General features: G+C 70.1%; 30 protein-coding genes. 14 read left to right on the forward strand and 16 right to left on the reverse strand.

Going from position 1 to position 23,630, the window contains the following annotated elements:
• Positions 1–93: 93 nt before the first annotated feature.
• Both ACFUN8_RS03580 and ACFUN8_RS03585 read left to right on the forward strand, forming a co-directional pair.
• Positions 94–903 carry a response regulator transcription factor gene (locus tag ACFUN8_RS03580; RefSeq protein ID WP_383630790.1) on the forward strand — a complete coding sequence of 270 codons (810 nt, stop codon included), beginning with the start codon at positions 94–96 and terminating at the stop codon, positions 901–903.
• Entirely contained in the window at positions 900–2,333 is a 1,434-nt protein-coding gene (locus tag ACFUN8_RS03585; RefSeq protein WP_383630793.1) for a sensor histidine kinase, read from the forward strand. The genes ACFUN8_RS03580 and ACFUN8_RS03585 overlap by 4 nt, the downstream gene beginning before the upstream one ends.
• Before the next feature lie 143 nt (positions 2,334–2,476).
• Here ACFUN8_RS03585 and ACFUN8_RS03590 read toward each other — a convergent pair whose 3' ends face one another.
• Together ACFUN8_RS03590 and ACFUN8_RS03595 are read right to left on the reverse strand one after the other, a co-directional pair.
• Positions 2,477–3,415, reverse strand: a complete 939-nt coding sequence (locus ACFUN8_RS03590) for a phosphatidylinositol-specific phospholipase C (protein ID WP_383630796.1) — start codon at positions 3,413–3,415, stop codon at positions 2,477–2,479.
• 92 nt (positions 3,416–3,507) lie between these two features.
• The gene (locus tag ACFUN8_RS03595; protein WP_383630799.1) at positions 3,508–4,101 is read right to left on the reverse strand and encodes a DUF1062 domain-containing protein; all 594 of its coding nucleotides are present in this window, start codon (positions 4,099–4,101) and stop codon (positions 3,508–3,510) included.
• 275 nt (positions 4,102–4,376) lie between these two features.
• Between ACFUN8_RS03595 and ACFUN8_RS03600 the strand changes: the two genes are divergently transcribed.
• Positions 4,377–5,300: an NAD-dependent epimerase/dehydratase family protein gene (locus tag ACFUN8_RS03600; protein ID WP_383630802.1), complete on the forward strand. Its 924-nt coding sequence runs from the start codon at positions 4,377–4,379 to the stop codon at positions 5,298–5,300.
• 241 nt (positions 5,301–5,541) lie between these two features.
• On the opposite strand, the gene ACFUN8_RS03605 is transcribed toward ACFUN8_RS03600, so the two are convergent.
• The 6 genes from ACFUN8_RS03605 to ACFUN8_RS03630 form a co-directional block, all read right to left on the reverse strand.
• Positions 5,542–6,084 (reverse strand): GNAT family N-acetyltransferase, encoded by a 543-nt coding sequence (locus tag ACFUN8_RS03605; RefSeq protein WP_383630806.1) that lies wholly within the window; start codon positions 6,082–6,084, stop codon positions 5,542–5,544.
• Positions 6,085–6,209: 125 nt separating this feature from the next.
• Positions 6,210–6,551: a YciI family protein gene (locus ACFUN8_RS03610; protein WP_383630809.1), complete on the reverse strand. Its 342-nt coding sequence runs from the start codon at positions 6,549–6,551 to the stop codon at positions 6,210–6,212.
• A 100-nt stretch (positions 6,552–6,651) separates the two neighbouring features.
• Entirely contained in the window at positions 6,652–6,894 is a 243-nt protein-coding gene (locus ACFUN8_RS03615) for a helix-turn-helix domain-containing protein (protein ID WP_383630812.1), read from the reverse strand.
• Complete coding sequence (locus ACFUN8_RS03620) at positions 6,894–7,478, reverse strand: DUF2975 domain-containing protein (RefSeq protein ID WP_383630815.1); 585 nt, start codon at positions 7,476–7,478, stop codon at positions 6,894–6,896. Before ACFUN8_RS03620 ends, ACFUN8_RS03615 begins: the two co-directional genes overlap by 1 nt.
• Positions 7,479–7,656: 178 nt before the next feature.
• Positions 7,657–8,034, reverse strand: coding sequence for a hypothetical protein (locus ACFUN8_RS03625; RefSeq protein WP_383630818.1), 378 nt, complete (start codon positions 8,032–8,034; stop codon positions 7,657–7,659).
• Positions 8,035–8,095: 61 nt separating this feature from the next.
• Complete coding sequence (locus ACFUN8_RS03630; RefSeq protein ID WP_383630821.1) at positions 8,096–8,923, reverse strand: SDR family oxidoreductase; 828 nt, start codon at positions 8,921–8,923, stop codon at positions 8,096–8,098.
• Between the two features lie 186 nt (positions 8,924–9,109).
• Here ACFUN8_RS03630 and ACFUN8_RS03635 point away from each other — a divergent pair, with 186 nt between their 5' ends.
• Positions 9,110–9,547 carry a nuclear transport factor 2 family protein gene (locus ACFUN8_RS03635; protein WP_383630824.1) on the forward strand — a complete coding sequence of 146 codons (438 nt, stop codon included), beginning with the start codon at positions 9,110–9,112 and terminating at the stop codon, positions 9,545–9,547.
• Positions 9,548–9,635: 88 nt separating this feature from the next.
• Here the strand turns inward: ACFUN8_RS03635 and ACFUN8_RS03640 are convergent, their stop codons facing one another.
• Positions 9,636–10,253: a TetR/AcrR family transcriptional regulator gene (locus ACFUN8_RS03640; RefSeq protein ID WP_383630827.1), complete on the reverse strand. Its 618-nt coding sequence runs from the start codon at positions 10,251–10,253 to the stop codon at positions 9,636–9,638.
• A gap of 112 nt (positions 10,254–10,365) precedes the next feature.
• Here ACFUN8_RS03640 and ACFUN8_RS03645 point away from each other — a divergent pair, with 112 nt between their 5' ends.
• A complete protein-coding gene (locus ACFUN8_RS03645; protein ID WP_383630830.1) occupies positions 10,366–10,743 on the forward strand; it encodes a DUF4267 domain-containing protein in 378 nt (125 codons plus the stop codon).
• A gap of 64 nt (positions 10,744–10,807) precedes the next feature.
• Here ACFUN8_RS03645 and ACFUN8_RS03650 read toward each other — a convergent pair whose 3' ends face one another.
• Positions 10,808–11,980, reverse strand: a complete 1,173-nt coding sequence (locus ACFUN8_RS03650; protein ID WP_383630833.1) for an epoxide hydrolase family protein — start codon at positions 11,978–11,980, stop codon at positions 10,808–10,810.
• 81 nt (positions 11,981–12,061) lie between these two features.
• On the opposite strand from ACFUN8_RS03650, the gene ACFUN8_RS03655 reads away from it, so the two are divergent.
• The 3 genes from ACFUN8_RS03655 (at position 12,062) to ACFUN8_RS03665 (ending at position 13,622) form a co-directional block, all read left to right on the forward strand.
• Complete coding sequence (locus ACFUN8_RS03655; protein ID WP_383630836.1) at positions 12,062–12,637, forward strand: CGNR zinc finger domain-containing protein; 576 nt, start codon at positions 12,062–12,064, stop codon at positions 12,635–12,637.
• 105 nt (positions 12,638–12,742) lie between these two features.
• A complete protein-coding gene (locus tag ACFUN8_RS03660; RefSeq protein ID WP_383630838.1) occupies positions 12,743–13,255 on the forward strand; it encodes a helix-turn-helix domain-containing protein in 513 nt (170 codons plus the stop codon).
• Positions 13,248–13,622 (forward strand): DUF4180 domain-containing protein, encoded by a 375-nt coding sequence (locus ACFUN8_RS03665; RefSeq protein ID WP_383630841.1) that lies wholly within the window; start codon positions 13,248–13,250, stop codon positions 13,620–13,622. Before ACFUN8_RS03660 ends, ACFUN8_RS03665 begins: the two co-directional genes overlap by 8 nt.
• Before the next feature lie 85 nt (positions 13,623–13,707).
• Here ACFUN8_RS03665 and ACFUN8_RS03670 read toward each other — a convergent pair whose 3' ends face one another.
• The 3 genes from ACFUN8_RS03670 to ACFUN8_RS03680 all read right to left on the reverse strand — a co-directional run bounded on the left by ACFUN8_RS03670 (position 13,708) and on the right by ACFUN8_RS03680 (position 14,844).
• Entirely contained in the window at positions 13,708–14,139 is a 432-nt protein-coding gene (locus tag ACFUN8_RS03670) for a hypothetical protein (protein WP_383630844.1), read from the reverse strand.
• Positions 14,140–14,215: 76 nt separating this feature from the next.
• Positions 14,216–14,485 (reverse strand): hypothetical protein, encoded by a 270-nt coding sequence (locus ACFUN8_RS03675; RefSeq protein ID WP_383630847.1) that lies wholly within the window; start codon positions 14,483–14,485, stop codon positions 14,216–14,218.
• Positions 14,482–14,844, reverse strand: a complete 363-nt coding sequence (locus ACFUN8_RS03680) for a DUF2089 domain-containing protein (protein WP_383630850.1) — start codon at positions 14,842–14,844, stop codon at positions 14,482–14,484. The genes ACFUN8_RS03675 and ACFUN8_RS03680 overlap by 4 nt, the downstream gene beginning before the upstream one ends.
• 188 nt (positions 14,845–15,032) lie before the next feature.
• On the opposite strand from ACFUN8_RS03680, the gene ACFUN8_RS03685 reads away from it, so the two are divergent.
• Both ACFUN8_RS03685 and ACFUN8_RS03690 read left to right on the forward strand, forming a co-directional pair.
• Positions 15,033–15,578 (forward strand): hypothetical protein, encoded by a 546-nt coding sequence (locus tag ACFUN8_RS03685; protein ID WP_383630853.1) that lies wholly within the window; start codon positions 15,033–15,035, stop codon positions 15,576–15,578.
• Positions 15,579–15,643: 65 nt separating this feature from the next.
• A complete protein-coding gene (locus tag ACFUN8_RS03690) occupies positions 15,644–16,513 on the forward strand; it encodes a DUF4097 domain-containing protein (protein ID WP_383630856.1) in 870 nt (289 codons plus the stop codon).
• A 55-nt stretch (positions 16,514–16,568) separates the two neighbouring features.
• On the opposite strand, the gene ACFUN8_RS03695 is transcribed toward ACFUN8_RS03690, so the two are convergent.
• From ACFUN8_RS03695 to ACFUN8_RS03705, 3 genes are all read right to left on the reverse strand, one after another.
• Positions 16,569–17,192, reverse strand: a complete 624-nt coding sequence (locus ACFUN8_RS03695) for a TetR family transcriptional regulator (RefSeq protein WP_383630859.1) — start codon at positions 17,190–17,192, stop codon at positions 16,569–16,571.
• 48 nt (positions 17,193–17,240) lie between these two features.
• Positions 17,241–17,858: a DUF7010 family protein gene (locus ACFUN8_RS03700; protein WP_383630862.1), complete on the reverse strand. Its 618-nt coding sequence runs from the start codon at positions 17,856–17,858 to the stop codon at positions 17,241–17,243.
• 162 nt (positions 17,859–18,020) lie between these two features.
• Positions 18,021–19,844, reverse strand: a complete 1,824-nt coding sequence (locus ACFUN8_RS03705; RefSeq protein ID WP_383630865.1) for a bifunctional metallophosphatase/5'-nucleotidase — start codon at positions 19,842–19,844, stop codon at positions 18,021–18,023.
• A gap of 189 nt (positions 19,845–20,033) precedes the next feature.
• Here ACFUN8_RS03705 and mshD point away from each other — a divergent pair, with 189 nt between their 5' ends.
• From mshD to ACFUN8_RS03725, 4 genes are all read left to right on the forward strand, one after another.
• Complete coding sequence (mshD, locus tag ACFUN8_RS03710; protein WP_383630868.1) at positions 20,034–20,954, forward strand: mycothiol synthase; 921 nt, start codon at positions 20,034–20,036, stop codon at positions 20,952–20,954.
• 145 nt (positions 20,955–21,099) lie between these two features.
• Positions 21,100–21,528, forward strand: coding sequence for a GntR family transcriptional regulator (locus tag ACFUN8_RS03715; RefSeq protein ID WP_383630871.1), 429 nt, complete (start codon positions 21,100–21,102; stop codon positions 21,526–21,528).
• Positions 21,525–22,424, forward strand: a complete 900-nt coding sequence (locus tag ACFUN8_RS03720; RefSeq protein ID WP_383630874.1) for an ABC transporter ATP-binding protein — start codon at positions 21,525–21,527, stop codon at positions 22,422–22,424. Before ACFUN8_RS03715 ends, ACFUN8_RS03720 begins: the two co-directional genes overlap by 4 nt.
• Positions 22,421–23,452 (forward strand): hypothetical protein, encoded by a 1,032-nt coding sequence (locus tag ACFUN8_RS03725; protein ID WP_383630877.1) that lies wholly within the window; start codon positions 22,421–22,423, stop codon positions 23,450–23,452. Before ACFUN8_RS03720 ends, ACFUN8_RS03725 begins: the two co-directional genes overlap by 4 nt.
• Positions 23,453–23,630: the final 178 nt, after the last annotated feature.

Raw genomic sequence — 23,630 nt, forward strand, 5'->3', positions numbered from 1 at the left:
GAGGCTGAAGTGCCAGAGACCCGAGTGGCAGAGACCCGAGTGCCGGAGACCGGACTGCCGGCCCTCGAAGCCGTTCAGAGAAAGAGCGACGACATGAGCCCCGCCGAAGGCGATCCGCAACGCGTCCTGATCGTCGACGACGAGCCCGCCGTCCGCGAGGCGCTGCAACGCAGTCTCGCCTTCGACGGATACGGGACCGAGGTCGCCGTCGACGGTGTCGACGCGCTCACCAAGGCCGCCGCCTACCAGCCCGACCTGATCGTGCTCGACATCCAGATGCCGCGCATGGACGGGCTGACGGCGGCCCGCCGGCTGCGCGCCACCGGATCGACCGTGCCGATCCTGATGCTCACCGCGCGCGACACGGTCGGCGACCGGGTCACCGGGCTCGACGCGGGCGCCGACGACTATCTGGTGAAGCCCTTCGAGCTGGACGAGCTGTTCGCCCGGATCCGCGCCCTGCTGCGCCGCAGTTCGTACGCGGGCTCCGCGGGCGGCGGCGAGACCCCGGAGAACGACATCCTGGCCTTCGCCGATCTGCGGATGGACCTGGCGACGCGCGAGGTCACCCGGGGCACGCGCCGGGTGGAGCTGACCCGTACCGAATTCACCCTCCTTGAGATGTTTCTGGCCCACCCGCGCCAGGTGCTGACGCGCGAGCAGATCCTGAAGGCCGTCTGGGGCTTCGACTTCGAGCCCAGCTCCAACTCGCTGGACGTGTACGTGATGTATCTGCGGCGCAAGACGGAGAGCGGCGGCGAGCCGCGCCTGGTCCACACGGTGCGCGGGGTGGGTTACGCGCTGCGCGCCGAGGGCTCGGGCTCCCCCACCGGCGGAAACATCGGCGGAAACTTCGGCGGACACGGCGGTGGAAACGCCGGCGGACACGGCGGCGCCGAATGACGTCGCTCGCCCGGCGCTTGCGTACGCTGCCGCTGCGCTCCCGTCTCGCGATGCTCGTCGCCACCGCGGTCGCCGTCGCCGTCGCGGCCGCGGCCGTCGCGTGCTGGCTGCTGACCCGCGCCCAGCTTGAGTCGGAGCTGGACAACTCGCTGCGCAACACCTCGGCGCCCAGCAACGTGGTGCAGAGCGCGCTGAGCCTGTGCGACCGCGGACAGAACCCGCCGACGCCGGCCAGCCCCGGATTCGCCTACGTCCAGATCGTCTTCGCCGACGGCACCCGGTGCGTGGACGCCGGCTCGCAGCCGGTGAAGGTCCAGCCCTCCGACATCGACGTCGCCGGTGGCGAGCAGCGGGACAGCCTGCACGACTCCACCACCGACAACGGCGCCCCCGTACGCGTCCGCACCCAGTTGTTCCGCATCCCCGGGCAGCAGCCGTACGCCGTCTCCATCTCCCGCCCCCTCGGCGAGATCGACGCCTCGCTGAACCGCCTCGCCCTGCTGCTGACCGCCGTCGCCGGCGCGGGTGTCATCGGGGCGGGCGCCGCCGGGCTCTGGGTCGCCAGGACCGGTCTGCGGCCGGTCGACGGACTGACCCGCGCGGTCGAGCACGTGGCGCGGACCGAGGACCTGAGCCTGCGCATCCCGGCCGAGGGCGAGGACGAGATCGCCCGCCTGTCCCGCTCGTTCAACTCCATGACGGCGGCGCTCGCCTCCTCGCGCGACCGCCAGGCGCAGCTCATCGCCGACGCGGGCCACGAGCTGCGTACGCCGCTGACCTCCCTGCGTACGAACGTCGAACTGCTCGCCCGCAGCGACGAGACCGGCCGCGCGATCCCGCCGGAGGACCGTACGGCGCTGATGGCGTCGGTGAAGGCGCAGATGACGGAGCTGGCCTCGCTGATCGGAGACCTCCAGGAACTGTCCAGGCCGGACGCCCCCGACCCCGGCCCGCTCCAGGTCGTCGCGCTGCACACGATCGTGGAGAGCGCCCTGGAACGCGCCCGTCTGCGCGGACCGGACCTGACGATAGAGGTGACGCTGCGCCCCTGGTACGTACGGGCCGAACCGGCCTCGCTGGAAAGGGCGTTGGTCAACGTCCTCGACAACGCGGTGAAGTTCAGCCCGCCGGGCGCGGCCATCGAGGTCGCGCTGAGCGCGCAGGGCGAGTTGACGGTACGGGACCACGGCCCCGGCATTCCGCCGGAGGAACTCCCGCACGTCTTCGAACGCTTCTGGCGCTCCCCGTCGGCCCGCGCGCTGCCGGGCTCGGGCCTGGGCCTGTCGATCGTGGCCCGCACGCTGCAGCAGACCGGGGGCGAGATCGCGCTGCGCCGGGCGGCGGGTGGCGGCACGGTGGCGGCGATCCGTATCCCGGGCGCGCCGACCCCGCCGCCGGACCGGACGGGCTACGGGGAGTCCGCGCCGTAGCCATCGGGCCGGCGCCTCGACCGGTTCGTACTCCGCGGCGGACAAGGAGTAGGAAGGAGTAGGTACGGGCAGGCACGTCGGCCGGAGCCCTGTGTACGGACCCCGGCCGAGTGGGACGCCTCCGCGCGAGCTGAGCCGTCGCGTCAGCCGTTGTGCCGGATCAGGGAATCCACCAGTCCGCCCCTGGTCTCCGGGAAGTCCAGCGGCACGATGCCCAGCCCGCGCCAGCCCGCGCCGGCCGAGCCGTCGAGCAGCGAGTGCACCTGCGGGTTCAGCCGGTCGGAGTTCCAGCGGGGCGGCAGCAGCGCGGCCGTACTGACAAAGTTGATGTACTGCTTGCCCGGCTGCGTCGCGGCCTTACGGAAGTGCGCCTCGATCTTGGAGTACTTGGCGACCGGCTCGGCCATGTAGTCGTCCTGGATGTCGAACAGCCCGCCGTCCCCGTACCGCACACCCGGCAGCCCGCCGTTGTCCGCGAGGAGCTGGACCTTGCCGCGTGCCTGACCGAGCGTGGGCAGGTTGCTGTCGAGCCGGAAGAGGGACCGCCAGCCCTTCCCGTCCAGGTACGTGTCGAAGATCCGCCGGAACTCCGCGTCGCTCTCCGTCGAGTACTCCTGCTTGACACGCATCAGCACGGTCTCGGAGGGGTGCGCCTGGAGGAAGTTGCGGCAGGCGGTGAGGACGTCGTCGAAGTTGAGGTTCTGGTAGTACGCGGCGTGGTGGATCGGGAACGCGTTCTCGAACGCCCGGCAGCGCACGTCCAGGAACCGGACGCCGCTGTTCAACTGCTCGGCGATGGTGGTCCCTTGACAGGCGACGTACAGACCGCCGCTGCGGGCACCGGAGTTGTGGGTGCCCGGGAGGGTCAGGCTCTGTACGGGGGTGGAGTCGGCGAACCCGGAAAGCCAGTCGGAGGGGGCGAGAGCGCGGCGGGCCTTCGCACGGGCGGTGTCGGACGCGACGGCTGTCGCGGCGCCCGTACCGACAAGGGCGGTGGCGGAGACGGCAAGAGCGCCGGCGAGGATTCCTCGGCGGCCAAGTCCAGTACGGGTGGGGGAGGTTGTACCTCTGTCTGTGACCATGGGCCGAAGTATGACGTGCACGCATCACGCAGGGACAGGGCCCGATGCCCGTCCGGCGGATCTTGCCGGACAGGCATCGGGCCCACGAGGATCTAGTCCTTGAGCATGAAGGTGAAGTCGCCGGAGAGCCTGCCGCTCAGCCGGACCGCCGAGACGATTTTCCCCTCCGCGATCAGTCTCCCGGCCTCGGCCCGCGAATGGCCGAAACCGTCAGCGATCAACCGCACCGGCCGGACCGGGATCCGCGCCGCGAAGCGGACCGAGACCTCGATCGCCTCTTCCGCCTCGCCTACCTCGCCCGCCTCTTCCACTTCGCCCGCCTCGCCCTCCGGCTGATCCGATCCGCCGGTGTCGAGGCGCCAGGCGTTGTCCCAGTCGAGGGTGATGCGATTACGGCGCCGGACGACCGGATCCTGGAGCAACTCAGCGGCCAGGCCGAGGTCGTTGTCATGCAGCCGGTCCAACAGCTCGGGTCGTACCGAGCGCACATTCATCCGCTCCAGGACCGTGAGCTTGGTGGTCTCCCCGCAAACGGTGCAGAGCGCGAGGAGCCAGGCGTCGATGAGCTTGTGGTGCGCGTTGACGCGGAATTTGCCGTTCGCCCGGAAACGCTCGGACGCGCACGTGTGGCATCGGCGGCGAACGAGTGGCAGGCAGGTGGGCATAACCACCCAGATTTTGAGCACAGAAGTACACCGGTTCCAGTGAGAAGTCCGCAGCAAAAAGGAGCGCGGCGCACATGCGCGACGCGCGACGATTCATCGCCCGGGAGGTCTCACTTGGTGTACAACGGCACGTCCTTGCCTTGACGCCTTGACGGGCCTTGACGGCTTGGCCCGGCAGCACGGTAATGGCGCGCAGCGGCGCTGTTCCACCGGTTTTCGGGCGACGGCCGACCGTCGCTTTGCCGAAACGGCAACGAGAATGGGCGGGCCCTGATGCGTCTGGCACCTTGAGCGCCATGGACATCTTCCTCACCGGCGCGAGCGGCTACATCGGCGGAGCCGTCGCCAAGCGCCTCATCCGCGACGGGCACACCGTGCGCGGCTTGACCCGTACCTCCGGCGTCGTCGACACGCTCACCGCGGCGGGCATCGATCCGGTTGTCGGCGAGTTGGACGACGCCGCTCTGCTTGAGCGGGAAGCCAAGCGGGCGGACGCGGTCGTCAACGCCGCACACAGTGATCACCGCGGCGCGGTCGAAACCTTCATCGGTGCGCTGCGCGACTCGGGCAAGGTCCTGATCCACACCAGCGGCACAAGCGTCATCGGCGACGACGCCCAGGGTCTGAGCGCCTCAAGCACGGTCTTCGACGACGCCGTGCCCTTCAGTCCGGGCGACCATGAGGTCCGACGGGCCCGTTACGCCATCGATCGCGCCGTGGTCGACGCCGGTGGTGGCGGAGAAGGCGGAGCGGGGCTGCGCACGCTCGTGCTGTGCAACTCGCTGATCTACGGCAACGGTACGGGCCCCCGCCCGCAGACCGTACTGATTCCACCCCTGGTCATCCAGGCCCGGCGCAGTGGCACCGTCCGCGTGGTCGGAAGCGGCCTCAACCGCTGGTCGACCGTCCATCTCGACGACATGGCCGACCTGTACGCACTGGCGCTCACCGAACCCACCGCGGAGGGGTTCTACTTCGTGGCGGGCGGCGAGGACGCCTCGTTCGCCGAGATCGGCCAGGCGATCGCCCGCCGGCTGGGCCTGGGGCCGGTCGAACCGTGGGATCTGGACTCAGCGGCGGCCGCGTGGGGAGAAGGATTCGCCCGCTACGCGCTCGGCGCCAACAGCCGTGTCCGCGCCACCCGGGCCCGCGCCCTCGGCTGGCACCCCTCGGCCCCTCCCGTCACCGCCTGGATCGAGGACGAGATGCCGTTGCCGTAATTTCCCGGTACTGGCAGACGCCACGGCTGCGGAGAACAACGCATGACGGCTTACCGATCGAGAGGACCTGCGCGGTGCCGATCGGCGTGAGCCTCGAACGCCGGATCCGGCGACTTCTCCGAACCTGGTCGGCGACGGAGATTGGACTGGCGCGGCCTTCTGGTCGCGGCCGGGTGGCCCACGAAAGCCGGCCCGATCGCCTGCGGGCCGAACTCGGCCCCGAGGCGGCCCACGACGGACCCTAGACCGGCGAGTCCCGCTTCCACTCCTCGACCAGGAGACCGAGCAGCACCTCGTCCAGGAACTCGCCCATCACCCAGGCCGCGGAGCGCAGCACACCCTCGCGTACGAATCCGTTGCGTTCGGCGGAGCGCAGCATCGCGGCGTTGTCCGACAGCGTGTCGATCTGCAGCCGACGCAGGCCGCGCATGACGAACCCGTAGTGGCACAGCACCGCGACCACGTCCGTGCCGTAGCCCTTGCCACGGGCGGACGGCAGCAGCCCGAGCCCGACGTGCGCGGACCGGTTGTGGTTGTCGATGCCCCACAGCGTCGCGGTGCCGACCAGCGCGCCGCCGTCCAGCTCCACCACGGAGAACGGGACGCGCCCCTCCTCCTCGTCGTTCACCGCGAACCGCGAGCCCTCCGAGCCGGGCGGGATCGGCCGCCACGGCCGGGCGTCCGACCGCGAGGCGTTGACCACGTCGTCGTACAGCTCGGTCTGCAGAACCGGAATGTCGCCCTCGTGCCGGGCCCTGAGCCCGACCTTGCTACCCGTAAGCATGTGAGATTCCTATCCGACCGGGCTCGGCGGCGGCAATCCAATAACCCGCAGGTCACGGGCCGCTTCCGAAACGGACCCCCGGCCACCGCCCCGGGTCGCCCCCGATCAGGCGGTCGACTCCTCGATCAGGCGGTCGGCTCGTCGGCCATGATCTCCCGGACCTCCTGCGCGCAACGACACGCGGCGGCGATCTTGGCGGCCCACTCCAGCGCGTCCTCACGTGAGGGCACATCGATGATCGAGAACCCGCCGAGCACCGGCTTGGTCTCCGGGTACGGTCCGTCGGCGACGGTCCCGTCGGTGGCCACCACGCTCGCCCGCTGACTCCGCAGTCCACCGCCGAAGACCCACACACCGGCCCCCTGGGCTTCACGCACCACCGCGTGCGAGGCGTCGGACAGTTCGGGCAACTCCTCCTCGGAGAAGACCATCGCGCCGTCGTCGAACGAGATCAGGTACTTCGTCATCCATGGCCCCCTTGGCTGTCGGCCTCCGTCGGCCGCCTCTCACTTTATGACGGACGTCTCCTCGTGGAACCGAACTCTTCCCCGGTTACCGACACACGTCCTAGCCCCGGTCCGGCGGCTCGGCGGGGTCGTGGGTGATCAGGTCTCCCGGCTGGCACTGGAGGACGTCGCAGATCCTCGACAGGGTCGAGAAGCGGATGGCCTTGGCCCGGCCGTTCTTGAGCACGGACAGGTTGACGACGGTGATGCCCACTTGCGCGGACAGCTCGGTGAGCGTCATGCCGCGTTCGACGAGGATCCGGTCGAGGTGGATCCGGATCGAGTGGAGTTCCTCTTCGGGCATCAAATGGTCCCTTCGAGGTCCTCTCGCATGCGCACACCGTCGCGCATGATCCTCCCCATGATCACCGCGGCGAGACCGGCGAGAACGAGCACCATTGGTCCGGTGACCGTCGGCCCCGAACCCACGATCGGCGCCATGCTCCCCACGAGCCAGGACTGCGACCAGCCGACGACGAGGCCGGTCAGCGGCGTACCCACGGCGACGGACCAGCCGAGAACGGTGAGCCGTCGCGACACCGCTTCGGTGAACGGCCCCTGTTGCAGAACGGCATCCAGCACCCGGGAGAAGAGCAGCAGCGCGAGTGCGCCGAACAGCAGCCAGGGCAGTTCACCCCCGAGGTCGGCGGCGCGCTGACCCACGGACGGACCGTCCTGGCACAGGCGCGTGGCACTGGTGGACGCTTCCACGCCCTTGCCGATCGGCAGGCCGCCCGCCGGCGTGCCGTTCGCCCAGAAGCCGGTCCGTACGCAGACCGCCCCGTCGTCGAGCATGTGCGTGAGCCCCTTGCCTATGAAGGCGAGCCCGCAGATCGCCGCCAGGGCAAAGGTCACCGAGGCCAGGATCTTCGTCAGTCGCGTGTTCATCGCGCCCCATCCCATCGATTTTCGATATGCCGGGAGCATAGAGGACCATATCGATATTCGACAAGTCCCGCCCGTCGCGGACGCGTCGCGAAAAGGTCAAGTGGCGGGCGGCGGGGCCGACATGGGACGGCGGCGGCAAGGTGGGAGCGCCGGCCGGTGGCGGTCTTGACCGCGCGTTCTACCAGTAGGTGGCCGGCCCTGAGAGGACCCAGCCCGCGTCGGTGGGCTTGATCCAGAAGCTCAGCTCCACCTCGATGATCCGCGCGTGGTAGTCGATCCCGATGCTGACGTGACTGTCGGTGTAGCTCCAGCGGAACTCCGCGAGATCGAGTTCGCCGAGCCAGGACAGATCCCGTTCCCACTCGTCGGCGGCGAACTCCTCATCGGTGCTCGCCTCGACGGAAGCGGTCCACAGCGCGTCGAGGACATGCCGGACCGGGGAGTGAGCGACGAGTTGTTCGGCCTCAGGGATCCGCCCGGCGCGGAGCAGGCCGAAGTAGGTGCGAAGGACCTCTTCGACGTCGGTCCTGCCGGGCAGCTCCGTCCAGATCTTCATCGCGAAATGATAGGAGTTCCGCGGCGCGGCGCCGGCCGACGGGCCGCGGGGGGAGACCGCCCTACTTGTCCGCCAGGAACGCGTCGAACGTACGCGGCGGACGCCCCGTCAGATCCCGCACCGCCGTCGTCACCTCGGACATCGAGCCGGCCGCCATGTCCGCGTAGAGCCAGAGAAGATCATCCACGAACCAGGCGGGCAGCCCTTGCGCCCGCAGGCCCTCGGCCGCCTCCTCGGGCGGCTGGTCATGGAAGGGAACGGCGAGCTTCGCGGCGATCTCCTCATGCGTCAACGCCTCCGGCCCGGTCAGCGCATAGGTCTCACCGGCGCCGGGCGGACCGGTCAGCAACACGGCCGCGCAGTCGGCCACATCGGAGGCGTCGACGTACGCCACCCGCCCCGCGCCGTAAGGGCCCGCCAGGACGCCGCCGTGCGTGAACCCGCCCTCCCCGGTGAAGAAGTTCTGCATATAGCCGGTGGGCCGCAGTGACGACCATCGCAGCCCGGACGCTTCGAGATGCCGCTCGATCTCCCAGTGCGCGCGCACCGACAGCTTCGCGTCCGGACCGGGCTCCCACGCCGACACCTTCACCACCCACGAGACCCCGGCGGCCCGTGCCGCGTCGATGGCGCCGGTCTGCTGCCGCACCATCGGCTGCTGTCCGGCCACGGGGAGCGCACCGCCGCTGTTGAGCAGAAGCCGGTCGACACCCTTCAAGGCGGTCACCATCGAGGCCGGATCGTCGAAGTCCCCGACGACGAACTCGCAGCCCAACTCCGCACCCTTGCCCGCGTCCCGCACCAGCGCCCGGAAGGGCACGCCCGCCTCCGCGAGCGCCCGTACCAAGTACCGGCCGATGGTGCCGGTCGCACCCGTCACAAGAATCATCCTGTCCCCCACGTCCGTCCGAGAAGGCGTCAAGAGTCCTCCCCGACAGTACCGGAGGCAGCGTCCGCTTATCGGGACAACGACGATCCTCTTCGATTAATCAAGTTTGACTAGCTGACGGAACGGGCATACGCTGCGAGCGAGCGATCTAGTCAAGCTTGACCAATGAAGCACGGGAGACAGCATATGCCCCTTCTGCCCGACACCGGTTACACCCCGACCTCGGACGAACTCGCCTCCGTCCAGGCGTGGTTCGCCGCGTACGACGCCTACAGCGCCAAGCGCGACATCGCGCGGATGGCGGACGTCGCCGTCTTCCCGCTCAATCTCATCAGCGACAACTCGGCCGGCGACGGGGCGTCGGCCCAGTGGGACAGGGAGCAGTTCGTCGCGACGATGACCCATGTGATGGGCGACGGCGGGGACGGGGACCTGACGTTCGAGTCCGTACGTACGCCCGTCTTCCTCACGTCCGCGATGGTCGTCGTCTTCACCGACTCCACGATGACGACGGCCGGGGGCGAAACTCAACAGCTGCGCTACGCGGACGTGTTGATCAAGCGGAACGGCGAGTGGGCGTTCCAGACCATGATCCAGGGCGGCTGGGGCGACAACCTCGGCTGAGCCACGAGGAGCCACCGGCCGGGGCGGCCCTTCCACGGGGGAAGGGCCGCCGACGCGTCACCGCCGCCCCGGGGGGGGTGGTCTTCTCTTAAGGCGCGGCCGGCCCGCCGGGAGCGCCGAGGGGAGCGCCCGCGAACCGGGTGATGAGGAAGTCGAGCCGTTCCCCCTGGGCGTCCGGCGGGATGCGGCCGCTGCCGGACAGGACGGCCATACCGTGCAACGCGCTCCAGGTGACTTCGGCGACCAGTTCACGCCGGTCGTCGTCCGGACGGAAGCAGTCGACGAACTCGTCGAAGCAGGCCCGTAGCGGGGGCGGTGTCTCGGCGCTCGCGAACTTCAGGTCGGTGGGCAGGACGAACATGGCCTGGTAGAGGGCGGGTCGCTCGGTCGCGAACTCCAGATAGGCGCCGCAGACGGCGCGCAGAGCCTGCCCCGCCCGGGATTCAGGCGCGGGGGCGGCCTGTCGCGCGCGGCGCAGTTGGGCGGCGAGTTCGATGAAGCCGTCCATGGCGACGGCGCGCACGATGTCGTTCCTGCCGCTGAAGTGGCTGTACAGCACCGGCTGGCTGTACTCGACGCGTTCGGCCAGCCGTCGTGTCGTCACCGCCTCCCAGCCTTCGGTCTCCGCGAGTTCGCGCGCGGCCGTGACGATCAGTTGATGACGGTGGGCGCGTTCGCGTTCGCGGCGCTCGCTGATGGCGGACATGACGACATTCTAGCAACGCTAGACATCCTGTCGAGGGCAGAGCTATCGTCGCTCCAGTTACTAGCGCCGCTAGATCCACTGTGGGCGCTGCTACCGGGAGGGGAACCAACCCATGCTCACCAACATCGCCAACGTGCTCGCCGGACTGATCGGCGCGGGCGTCATCCTCATGGGCGCGCGTGCCTTCTGGGCACCGGAGGCCGCGGCCGGCTTCGGCATCCCCGACACACCGACCGAGGACAGCAGCTTTCGGGCCTGGCTGACCGTCAAGGCCGTACGCGACATCGCCTCGGGGCTCTTCATCTTCATCCTGCTGGCCGGCGCGACACCGCATCTGCTGGGCTGGTTCATGCTGGCCGCCGCCGGCATACCCGTCGGCGACGCACTGATCGTGCTGCGCAGCAACGGGCCCAAGGCGACCGCGTACGGCGTCCACGGGGCCACCGCCGCGGTGATGCTGCTGATCGGCGTGCTGCTGCTCGTCGCGTAATCGCGTAGTCCCGTAGTCCCGTAATCGCGTGTCGGACCCCGGCGATGCCCTGCGGCTTGACCGACTACCGCCCGGCGGCCAGCACGGCCGTGAGACCCTCCCGCAGATCCTTGACGAAGTACTCGGGAACCTCCAGCGACGGGAAATGCCCCCCGCTTTCGGGCGACTTCCAGCGGACGATCCGCCGGTACCGCTCCTGCGACCAGGCGCGCGGATACTTCTCGATGTCGCGGGGATACATGGTGATCGCCGACGGGACGTCGACCCGGAGTTCGGGGTCGAGCGAGTTGTGGCTCTCGTAGTAGATACGGGCCGACGACGCGCCGGTGCGGGTCAGCCAGTACAGGGTGACGTTGTCCAGGACCCGGTCCCTGGACAACGTCTCGAACGGGCTGTCCTCGGTGTCCGACCACTCGGCGAACTTGTCCAGGATCCAGGCGAGAAGCCCGACCGGCGAGTCGACGAGCGAGTACCCGATGGTCTGCGGCCGGGTCGCCTGCTGCTTCGCGTACGCCGCGCGGTGGCGCCAGAAGTCGCGGGTCTCCTCGGTCCATTCGCGCTCGGCGGCCGTCAGACCGTCCGTGGTCAACCCGGGGGGCGCCTCCGCGAAGGTGGTGTGGATGCCGAGTACGTGCTCCGGGAACCTGCCGCCGAGGACCGTGGTGATATTGCCTCCCCAATCGCCGCCGTGGGCCACGAACCTGCCGTAACCGAGCCTTCCCATCAGCTCCACCCAGGCGGCCGCGATCTTCTCGGTCCCCCACCCGGTGGTGGCCGGCTTGTCGCTGTAACCGAAACCTGGCAGCGACGGGACCACGACGTGGAACGCCGGCGCGTCCGCGTCCTTCGGATCGGCCAACTCGTCCACCACATCGACAAACTCGGCGATGCTGCCCGGCCAGCCGTGCGTCAGGATCAGAGGAGTGGCCTCCGCGCGCGCGGACCGGCGGTGCAGGAAGTGGATTCCCAGATCATCGATGGTCGTACGGAACTGGCCGATCCCGTTGAGGCGCGCTTCGAACGGCCGCCAGTCGTACCCGGTACGCCAGTAGTTCACGACCTCGACAAGGTCGGCGAGAGGAACGCCCTGATCCCATCGGCGCGGGTCGGGCGCGGCGCGACGGACCGTCTCCGCTTCCGGCAGCCGTGCCGCGGCCAGTCGCGCGCGCAGATCGTCCAGGTCGGTGTCGGTCGCGTGGGCTTCGAATGCTTGTACGTCGTCGGTGGGACGGGGCATGAGACCTCCTGACATCGCGGAACCGGCTAAGACGGTTCTAACAGCTCTCGATGGCGGCGCGCAACCGGCTAAGGTGGTTCCATGCGTGCTCAGTTTCCTGAATTCCGTCTCGGCAAGGTGCTGGCGACCAGCTTCACGGGGACTCTCTCGGAGCGTCACGGCACAGCCGTGGAGCGCATTCCCACGCCGGACCGACTGGTCGACTGGCTGGCGGTGAGCGGCCTCGCCGTGGAGTCCTGCACCCCCGCCCAGCTCGAACGCGCCTGGGAGTTGAGGGAATCGATTCACGCCGTCGCGACGGCGGCCGCCCGCCGGGACCCCCTCCCGGCGCCCGCTGTCCAGGTCATCAACGACCGCAGCACGCAGGGCCGGGCCGTGGCTGTCCTGACGCCCGAGGGCGATCGGCGATGGCGGCTCGGCTCGGCCTCCGCCGTGGAGGACGCCCTGGGCGTTGTCGCCGCCGACGCGATCAGCGTCGTCGCGGGCGAACGAGACGGAAGACTGGCCCTGTGCTCGTCGCCGACCTGCCGGGCGGCCTTCTTCGACACCAGCCAGAGCCGCACCCGCAGATGGTGCGACATGAACACGTGCGGGAATCGCCAGAAGAAGGCGCGCTTCAACGCGCACAAGCACGAGAGCCCCGGATCGGGTACGTAGTCGTCGCGTCCCACGTCATCCCGACGACTTCCGCATCACTCCCTATTTTCCTCACTGGGCATCCGACGGCATCCGACAGGGTAGCTTGAGGTAATATTCGTGCACATGGAGAGCGGTGAACGTGAGCTGTACTCGGTCGGCGAAGTCGCCGAGCGGCTGGGACTGCATGTGCGGACGGTGCGTAACTACGTCCGCGACGGGCGGCTGAAGGCTGTCCGGATCGGCAAGCAGTACCGCATCAGCCGGGCGGACTTCGAGGCCCTGACCAGCCTCCCGGAGGCCGGAGATGCCGCGAAGGCCGGGGAAGCCGGGGAGGCCGCCGCCGGCATTCCGCGCGTGCGGCACGTCGAGGTGTCGAGCATCGTGCAGATCGATTCGGTCGGCCCGGAATCGGCGAGCCGGCTGAGCACTCTCGTCACGGCGAGCGCGCAGTCCGTACGGGACACGGCCGACTCCCTGCGTATCCAGGTGGTTTACGACGAGGAACGGGCCCGCATGAAGATCGTGATCCTGGGCGGCGCCGCCGACACCGCCGCTCTGCTGAACCTGATCGACAGCGTGCTCGGGCCGGGCAACGACCTGCTGCCCACCGAAGGATGGGAGACGGACCGTGCCTGATCTGCTCGTGGAGCACCACGGCGTACACGTGCTCGTGTGCGGCGCCGACGGCGCCTCGATCGGCAGCGTCCAGGACGCGCTCGACCAGTTGGTCGGCGCGGCCTACGAGGGCGCGGAGCTGGTCGCCGTCCCGGCCGGACGGTTCGACGACAGCTTCTACGACCTCAGCAGCGGCCTGGCCGGCGAGATCCTCCAGAAGTTCGCCAACTACCGGCTCCGGCTGGCCGTGGTGGGGGACATCTCGCGCCATCTGCTGGCCAGCTCGGCCCTGCCCGATCTCGTACGGGAGGGGAACCGCGGCCGGGACATCTGGTTCGTGACCGACATCGACGAACTCACGGCGCGGCTCGGCAAGTCCACTCCCTGATGCCGAGCAGCAGGCCACGCGGCGTCCCGACCGCGGGCGGGAACGGCTGGTGCTCGGCGATCGGCCGGAACCGGCCGTGGCGGTGTTACTCGCAGAACACCTGCACCTTGGCACCGGGGTCGTCGACATCGACGACGACCTCGTCCAGCTGATCGATGAACTCCTCGATGTGCTGCGGCTTCAGCTCGGTGAGGTCGATCGGCACCCCGGACTTGTCCAGCGCCGCATTGACCCGGGTGAGCGCCTGCGGAGGGATGAGGCTCGCGAGCCGGACCCCCGCGCGCAGCAGCTGCAACGGGATCTGGACGTTGACGCGGCTCGGCCCGTCGCCGCCGCCGTCGTCCTCCGAACTCACGAGCACGCGCAGGTACTTGGGCCGGGTCTTCGGGCGGGGCGCGGCTCCCGGGGGCGACTCGGGCCGGTCGCGTTCGAGGGCGTTGATCAGCCGCTCGGCCTCGTCCGCGGTGATCTTGCTCTCGGCCAGCATCTGAAGGACCTGGCGGCGCTGCTCGTTCATCGTTGTTCTTCCCCTCTGGCTCTTCGATTCATCGGCTCTACGGCTCTACGGCTCTGCGACTCTGAGACTCGTCGGCTCATCTGACGCTTATCAGCAGGGCGGTCCGGCCCTGCTCGATCTCGAACCGGGTGCCGGGCAACGCCCACATCAGCTGCCCGGCGCCGCGCACCGCGGCCGGCACGACCGCCGGGCTCACCCGGAGGACGACGCAGGCGACCAGCCCGGCCGGCACGGCGAGCAGCAGGAGCGGTGACAGCACCAGCAGGACCGGCAGGACCGGGACGTACAGCCGCAGTCGGCGACCGTCGGAACGCCGGCCCCGCACCGTCACCAGGTACGGCATCATCGGGACTTCTCCAGTTCGGCCAGCGCCTCCTCGACGCCGATCTCCCCCCGCCGCAGGCGGTCGACGACATCGGCGCCGGTGGGCGCCGGGTCGGTGTCGACGAAGTCGAGATGCTCGGCGATCCGGTTCAGCCGGGACTTGACCGTCGGGTAGCTCACCCCGAAGATCCGCTCCATCTCCTTGATCGACCCGTGCGACCGCACGAACGCGGCGACGAACACCTGATCGTCGCCGCTGAGTTGAGCCAGTTGCGGCGTCTCGAACTGCCCCTCGACGGCGATGCCACTGCCGACGAGGCGGACCCGCTCGACCACGAACGGCTGCCCGTGCGTCAGGTCCGTCAGCTCCTGCCAGTCCACGCTTGACTCCCTTGCTCTCAGCGATGCGCTCGCCATTCATTTCTATGTTGACTTTCTTAAGATGTCAACGAGCGAAGCTTGATTTTCATCATTCAGACTTCAACACCCAGACCGAGGCGCAGCACTGGCACCGCAACATGGCACCTACGGGCTTGCGTATAGCACCACAATGGTGCCACTATGACGTCATGGACCTCACGCCGTATGTCGACAACCTCCGCCGCGAACTCGCGGTGGCCGCCGAAGCCGGCGGCGACGAAGCCCGCGCGCTGGCCGAGCGGCTCACCGCCCCCCTGGAGTCGGCGACCCGCCTGACGATGCTCAACGTGCTCTCCGCCGCGATGGACGAGATCACCCGTGAACTCGCCCCCGGCTCCGTCGACGTACGACTGCGCGGGCTCGACCCCGACTTCGTCGTGACACAGCCGGCGCGCGACGAGGCGTACGAGGCGTACGACACGAGCGGGCCCGCCGAGCCGCTCAAGGCGCCGGCCCCGGCACCCGCCGACGGCGAGGACGGCGGCGGCACCGCCCGCGTCAATCTGCGCCTGCCCGCCCACCTCAAGACACGTGCCGAGGAGGCCGCGAGCCGCGAGGGCCTGTCGGTCAACGCCTGGCTGGTACGAGCCGTGTCCGCCGCGGTCGAAGGCGGTGGCGGCACCCCGTCACGTACGCCGGAGAAGTCCCGCACCACCCGCACCGTCGGACAGAGCTACACGGGCTGGGTCCGCTAGCCGCACCACGCCCCCCACGCACCACCAGCAGGGACGCCACCAAGACCCAAGAGGACGGGACAGCCATGCCTTCTTTCGACGCTTCTTACGACTCTCCTTTCGACACCCCCGGACCCATCTCCGCCAACATCCACGTGGAGGCCGGATCCATCCGGTTCATCGCCACCGACCGGCTCGACACCCTCGTGGAGGCGCACCCCCGCGACCCGAAGAAGGACGCGGACGTGCGGACGGTCGAGCAGACCGAAGTGCGTTGCGTGAACGGCCTGTTGACCGTCAAGACGCCCAAGCAGCGCTATCTCGTCGGCCGCACCGGCGCCGTCGACGTGACGGTCCAACTGCCCACCGGTTCCGAGGTGGAGGTGACCGGCGCCTGGGCCCAGGTGCACGGCGAGGGCAGGCTCGGCAAGGTCCGGGTGAAGACCTCGTCGGGCGACGTCCGCCTCGACACCACCGGGCCGCTGGAGGTCATCGCCTCGCACGGCAGCATCACCGTGGACCACGTCCAGGGCCCGGCCGAGATCACCACCAGCTCCGGCAGTCTGCGCGTCGGGACCGTGGACGGCCCGGCCATCCTGAAGAACTCGCACGGCACCACGACCGTCGGCGACGCCCTGGGCGATCTGCGCGTGAGCGGCGCCAACGGCGACATCCTCATCGAGCACGCCGAGGGCTCCGTGACCGCCACCACCTCGCACGGCGCCCTGCGTGTCGACGACGTCGCCCGCGGCACCGTTCAGCTGGAGACCTCCTACGGCGCCATCGAGATCGGCATCCGCCAGGGCACGGCCGCCTGGCTCGACGCCGGCTCACGCGCCGGACAGGTGCACAACGCGCTGACCGCCTCCGACAGCCCGGACAAGTCCGAGGACACGGTCGAGGTCAGGGCCCACACCCGCTTCGGCAACATCGACATCCGCCGCGCCCGGTCCTGACCCGCCCAACTCCCCTACCGGCAGAACCGCTTCACGGGCTCACGGGCTCACGGGCTCACGGGCTCACGGCGTCCAGCGCCGGGGTGAGCACCGCGAACGCCAGGTCCGTCAGCACCGCCGGGTCCCGCGTACCGTCGCTCTCGCTCCACCGCTGCAGCACCGTGTCGAACGCGGTGAGCGCCATCCCCGCCGCCAGCCGCGGATAGAGATCCGTCGCGGGATCGAGACCCAGCCGGCGCCCCAGCTCGGCCGTCAGGTCGTCACGCCACTGCGCCTCCCGCTCAAGCAGGCGCGCGCGCAGGGCGGGCGTACGGAGAATCAGCCGCACCACGCGCAGCGTCCGGTCGGCGTGGTCCGGGTGGTCGGCGGCGCACGCGGCGAGCGCGACCCAGACCGCGTGGCGCAGCGCGACGGAGGGCGGTTCCCCGGCGGGGCGGGCCGCCAGCTCCGCGTGGATGCCGGCGCCCAGGTCGGCCAGGAACTGGACGACCACGTCCTCCTTGGACGCGAAGTACCGGAAGAACGTCCGCTTGGACACTCCGGCGGTCGCCACGATCTCGTCGACGGTGACGACGTCGAACCCCTTCGACGCCAGCAACTGCAGCGCCGCCTCGGTCAGTTCGTTCGCGACGAGCTGACGTTTGCGCTCGGCCAGGGTGCCTGCGGATCGGGTACTCACCCGGCAATCGTAGCGCCGATGCCCTGCACGACACTCGGTAGCATCTCGCTACTCTGCGCCATGCCCGGCAACTCGTGCCACGGGTGTGCGCAGCAGATACACGCTCGTCGCGTACAGCGCCGCCGCCGAGCCGAAGCCCGGGAGTGCCGTCCACAGGGCGGGAGTTGACGTCAGCGGGGCCAGGACCGCGGCCGCCGCGGCCGCCACGCACATCGCCGCGCCCGTGAGGTGGTAGGCGCGAATTCCGAAGAGGCGGGCCAGCGGGAAGAAGTGGACGCCCACCACCATGGCGACGAACGCCGGGATCGCCTCCGCGTGGTCCGTCGCCACCAGGACGCGGGCGACGGCAAAGATGGCCACCCACTCCGCCACGACCACCAGGCCGAAGATCAGGCCCGCCTTCTTCTTGCGGTCGGCCGTCGGCTCGCCCGCCGTCGGGGCGTCGGCCGCCCCGCGCCCCATGCGGAAGCCCAGCACGGCGAAGGTGATCGAGACGACCGCGCCGACCGCGAGGACCGCGCGGCCCGGTGTGACCGGCATGTCGGTGACGCCGCAGGCCATCCAGCCGAGGCCGAAGAAGGCCATGACACCGGCGCCGCTCGCGCGACCGCGCAGTTCGGCGCGGGATATGCCGGGGTGGGGGCCTGCGGCCGGGGCGGTGGTCATGGGGCGGTGTCCTTACGGCGGAGAGAAAGGCCAGCGCGATTGTGCCAGTAGTCCGGCCTGCCGTACGGCGCGCTCCGGCGCAGGCCGGGAGGGCGGCGGCGAACGAAGGGCGGCGGGACGTGAAATCCGTCCCGCCGCCCTCAGCCGTGGCCGTACCGCCGGCTACTTGATGATCGTGATCCGGTCCGTCGCCGGCGGCGCCAGCGGCGCGTCGGCCGTGGAGTTCGCCGCGAGGTAGGCGTTGAACAGGTCCAGGTCGGACGCGCCGACCAGCTTGTTCGTGCCCTGGCCCAGTGCCGCGAAGCCGTCGCCGCCGCCCGCGAGGAACTCGTTCATCGCGACGCGGTAGGTCTTGGCCGGGTCCAGCGCCTCACCGTTGAGCTTCACCGAGGAGGTGACGATCCGGTCGGCGCCGGTCTTGGTGTTGTCCAGCGTGTAGGAGAGGCTCTTCGAGATCTGGAGGATCTTGTTGGAGGTCGCGTTGGCGCCGCTGACCTGCTGCTGGAGCGCGGTGATGACCTGCGCCCCGGTGAGGTCGACCACGTTCATCATGTTGGTGAACGGCTGGACGGTGAACGCCTCGCCGTACGTCACCACACCGTCGCCCTCGCTGCCCGACTGGGCGTACACGAGGTCGGCGCGGATACCGCCCGGATTCATGAACGCGAGCTGGGCGCCGCCCTTGTCGGCCGGGGCCAGGCCCGCGAGCTGGGCGTCGGCGATGACGTTGCCGAGCGGCGTCTCGGGCGTGGTGGCACCGCGCCCGTTGATGTCGGCGGAGATGAAGCCCTGCGGCGTACCGGCGATCGGCGCCGCGGTCTTGTTCCAGCGGGCGATCAGGTCGGTCAGGTCCGGGGCCTTGGCCTGCTCACGGGTGACGACGTGGTTGGCCGACTTCACCTTCGTACGGACGATGTCCTTGGTCCGCAGGTCGTAGGTGAGCGTGGTGTCCGTGTAGACCTTGCCGAACGACGAGGCCGAGGTGACCATGCGGTCGTTGCCCGCCGGGTCGGGGAGCGTGCACGCGTACGCCTGGTGCGTGTGGCCCGTCACCAGCGCGTCGACCTTGGGCGTGATGCCCTTGGCGATGTCCACGATCGGACCCGAGATGCCGTCACCGGGACCGGGGCTGTCGCAGTCGTAGTTGTACGAGGTCGAGGCCGGGGCCCCGCCCTCGTGGATCAGCGCGACGATCGACTTGACGCCCTGGCGGTCCAGTTCCTTGGCGTACTTGTTGACGGTCTCGATCTCGTCGTGGAACTTCAGGCCCTTGACGCCCTCGGCGGTGACGATGTTCGGGGTGCCCTCCAGGGTCACGCCGATGAAGCCGACCTTGACGCCGTTCTTCTTCCAGACCGTGTACGGCTTGAGGACCGGCTTCCCGGACTTCTCGTACGTGGCGTTGGCCGCCAGGTAGGGGAAGTCGGCGCCCTTGAACTTCTTGCCCTTCTCGTAGCAGCCCTCGACCGGGTGACAGCCGCCCTTCTGGAGGCGGGTCAGCTCGGCGGAGCCCTCGTCGAACTCGTGGTTGCCCACGGCCGTGACGTCGAGGTCGATCTTGTTGAGCGCCTCGATGGTGGGCTCGTCGTGGAACAGCCCGGACAGCAGCGGGCTCGCGCCGACCAGGTCACCGGCCGCGGCGGTGACGGAGTACGGGTTGCCCTTGCGCGCGGTGCGCAGCGAGGAGGCCAGGTACTCGACACCACCGGCGGGGACGGCCTTGACCGTGCCGTCCGCCTGTATCTCGTTGACGTTGCCCGCGGAGCCGGCCGGCGGCTCCAGGTTCCCGTGCAGGTCGTTGAAGGACAGCAGCTGGACATCGACGGTGCGGGGCTTGGGGTGCCCGTGTCCGTCGCCGTGCCCGTGGCCGCGGTCCTGCGCCCCGGCGGCGGGCGCGGCGGCGGCGAGAGCGCCGAGTGTGGCAAGTCCGGCTACGGCGGCGAGCACCCGCCGTGCCGCGCGGTTTTTCTGCGGTGTCGCTGACATCGATCCCCTTGTTGCTTCCGCTTGTAAGTTCCGTGTGAGGGAGAACAGCTGCGAGCGGCAGCCTAGGGTCCACGCGCGTAGAGCAACAGGGGTGTTCGGGTTACGACCTGGTTGCCAATGCCCGTCGACGGGTGGTCGGCGGCGGACCGGTACCCGGGGGATCGCGCGGGTGCGCCGTACCCTCGACGCATGACTGATACCGCAGCCGCCGATCCGGGTCGGCAGATCGAGACCCTCGACGAGATCACCCCCGAGCAGGCACGGGCCGTCCTCGAACTGCTCGACGCGGCGGCCCGGTCGGACGGGGTGCAGGCCGTGTCCGAGCAGGGGCGGTTGCAGTTGCGCGGGGGGCCGAGGGCCGGGGTGCGGCACTTTCTGCTGACCGCCGGCGGGGAGCTGACGGGGTACGCCCAGTTGGAGGACACCGACCCCGTCGAGGCGCCGGCCGCCGAGCTGGTCGTGCATCCGTCGCACCGGGGGCGCGGGCACGGGCGGGCGCTCGGGGCCGCGTTGCTCGCCGCGTCCGGGAAGCGGCTGCGGGTGTGGGCGCACGGCGGCAAGTCGGCCGCCCGGCATCTTGCACAGGTCCTCGGGCTGACCATGTTCCGTGAACTGCGCCAGTTGCGGCGGCCGTTGGAGCCGCTGGACATCGCCGAGCCGGTCCTCCCCGACGGTGTCACCGTCCGTACCTTCGTACCGGGCCGGGACGACGCCGACTGGCTCGCCGTCAACGCCGCCGCGTTCGCCCACCACCCCGAGCAGGGCGGACTCACCCAGCGCGATCTGGACGACCGTGTCGCCGAGTCGTGGTTCGACCCGAAGGGCTTCTTCCTGGCCGAGCGGGACGGCCGGCTCGTGGGCTTCCACTGGACCAAGGTGCACGCCGCCGAACACCTCGGTGAGGTGTACGTCGTCGGCATCAGCCCCGACGCGCAGGGCGGCGGCCTCGGCAAGGCGCTCACCGCGATCGGGCTGCGGCACCTGGCCGCGCAGGGCCTGCCGACGGCGATGCTCTACGTCGACGCCGACAACACGGCCGCCGTGACGGTGTACGAGCGGCTGGGCTTCGCGACGCACGAGGTGGACCTGATGTACCGCACGGAGTCGTGAAGGATCCGGCGGAGGACCAGGTGAAGGACCCGGCGAAGGATCCGGCGGAGCGCCTGGTCAAGTAGGCGGAGGGGCGGTGAAGTTGACACCGCCCCTTCCTCGTTCCATGCTTTCACTACTTCCCTAGTGAAAGGGTGCTTGCGGCGTGATCGAATACCGCATCGACCGGCGCAGCGGTGTCGCCACCTACCTCCAGATCGTCCAGCAGACCAAACAGGCACTCCGGCTCGGCCTGCTGGAACCCGGCGACAAACTGCCCACGGCACGCGAGGTCGTGGAAGCCACGGCCATCAATCCCAACACCGTCCTCAAGGCCTACCGCGAGCTCGAACGCGAAGGGCTCGCCGAGGGCCGCCGCGGGCTCGGCACCTTCGTACGCGGCACGCTCGGCGGCGACTCGGCCGACCACCGCGCCCTGCGCGGCGAGTTGCGCGCCGAACTCGGGGCGTGGACCGACCGGGCCCGCGCGGGAGGGCTGGAGAAGGACGACCTGACCGCGCTCTTCACCTCGGTCGTCGACGAACACTTCGAGCGCACGGACACCGACCGACAGAAACAGGGGAAAGACTCATGACAGCCGCCGCGATCGAGGCCACCGGCCTTGGCAAGCGCTACCGGAAGAGGGGCCGTTGGGCCCTGCGCGACTGTTCCTTCCGGGTCCCGCAGGGCCGTATCTGCGCCCTCGTCGGCCCCAACGGCGCCGGAAAGTCGACCCTCCTCGCCCAGGCCGCCGGACTGCTCGCGCCCACCGACGGCAGCGTCCGTGTCCTCGGCGAGCACCCGGCCGACGCCCGTGACCGCGTCGCGTACGTCGCCCAGGACAAGCCCCTGTACGGGCAGTTGACGATCCGCGACACCCTGCGGATGGGGCACGAGCTGAACCCCGGCCGCTGGGACGCCGAGACCGCCGAGCGGATCGTCGCCGAGGGCCGGCTCGACCCCGCCGTACGCGTCCGTACGCTCTCCGGCGGCCAGCGCACCCGCGTCGCGCTCGCCCTCGCCCTCGGCAAACGCCCCGAACTCATGCTGCTGGACGAGCCGATGGCCGACCTCGACCCGCTCGCCCGGCACCAGCTCATGGGCACGCTCATGTCCGAGGCCGCCGAGCGCGGCACCACGGTCGTGATCTCCTCGCACATCCTCACCGAGCTGGAGGACACCTGCGACTACCTGCTGCTCGTCGACGACGGACACGTCCGCCTCGGTGGCGAGATCGACGACCTGCTGACCGCGCACTCCCTGATCACCGGTCCCGTACGCGACCTGGCCCCGCACACGGTCGTGGACTCGCGCACCACGGGGCGCCGGCTCACGGCCCTGATCCGCCCCGAAGGCCCCGTCGACAGCGACTGGCAGGCCCTGCACCCCTCCCTGGAGGAACTGTTGCTCGCCCATCTGCGCTCGCCCGACGCGCCCGTGCTCCTGACCCCCAGCGCCGAGCAGAACGGCCGCACGGCGGTGACGGCATGAGCGCGCTCCTCGAACGGCCATCGGCCCCCGCACCGGCGGCGGCGCCGACGCGCCCCGGGCTGCGCGGTCCGCTCCGGGTCGCCGTCCGGCAGCACCGCACCGCCCTGCTGATCGCGGCCGGCGCGATCGCCGTCGGCGTGCTGATCCTTCTCGGCGTCCATATCTGGGCCGGGAGCGTGGCTTCGGACTTCGCGGCGACGGGCTGCTCGCTCTCGGGCTCCGACCGGGACTGCTTCCAGCGCGACCGTGACTTCTCCGACGACATGTTCCTCTTCGGTCGGGTGATGGACTACGGCAGCTTCTTCCTCCAGGTCCTTCCGGGCGTACTCGGCGCGTTCGTCGCCGGTCCCATGGTCGCGCGGGAACTGGAGTCCGGGACCTACAAGCTGGCCTGGACCCAGTCCGTCAGCCCGGCCCGCTGGCTCGCCTCGAAGCTGCTGACGCTCGCTGTGCCGGTGCTGCTCCTCGTTCCGCTGCTGACGGCCCTCCGCGCCTGGATCGCCTCGTCGGTGCCGGACAGCAGCCCGTACCCCCCGACGCCCTGGCACGAGACCACCACCTACCTCTCGCTCGGTACGGTCCCGGTGGCGTACGCGCTGCTCGGAATCGCGGCCGGCGCGCTCGTCGGACTGCTGGTCGCGCGGACCGTCCCCGCGATGTCCGTCGCCGCCCTGGCCCTGGGCGGGGTGTTCCTCACCATGCTCCAGTTCCGGGACCGGCTGTGGCCGGCCACCACGGTCACCAGTCGGCTGGACGGCTTCCCGTCGACCGGCGACGGGGACACCTGGTGGCTGGACAACGGGCTGACCAGGGCCGACGGCACTCGCATGCCCGACTTCGCCTGCAACAGCGCCACGCTGGACGAGCTGCCGTGCCTCGCGGACCGGGGCGCGACCGGCCGGTACGTCGACTTCCACCCCGAGTCGCACTTCTGGCCGATCCAGCTGGTCGAGACGGGCATCGTGCTGGTGCTGACCGCGGCGTGCGTCTTCGCCGCGTTCAAGGTATTGGGCCGGCGGCACGCCTGATCCGCCCGCCAGGTGGGGCCGTACGGGGTCCCCGTCCGCCACGGGGAGGCGGACGGGACCCCGTACGGCCCCACCCCGCTTCCCCTGCACGTCATGTCGCCGTTACCGGCCATTCAGACGCGCTTGCGACCCTCTCGGAATGCAGCCCGCTGTGCCCCCCACTCCGAACGGCAGGTTC

It is taken from the genome of Streptomyces sp. NPDC057307 (assembly GCF_042667665.1).
Classification (GTDB): Bacteria; Actinomycetota; Actinomycetes; order Streptomycetales; family Streptomycetaceae; genus Streptomyces.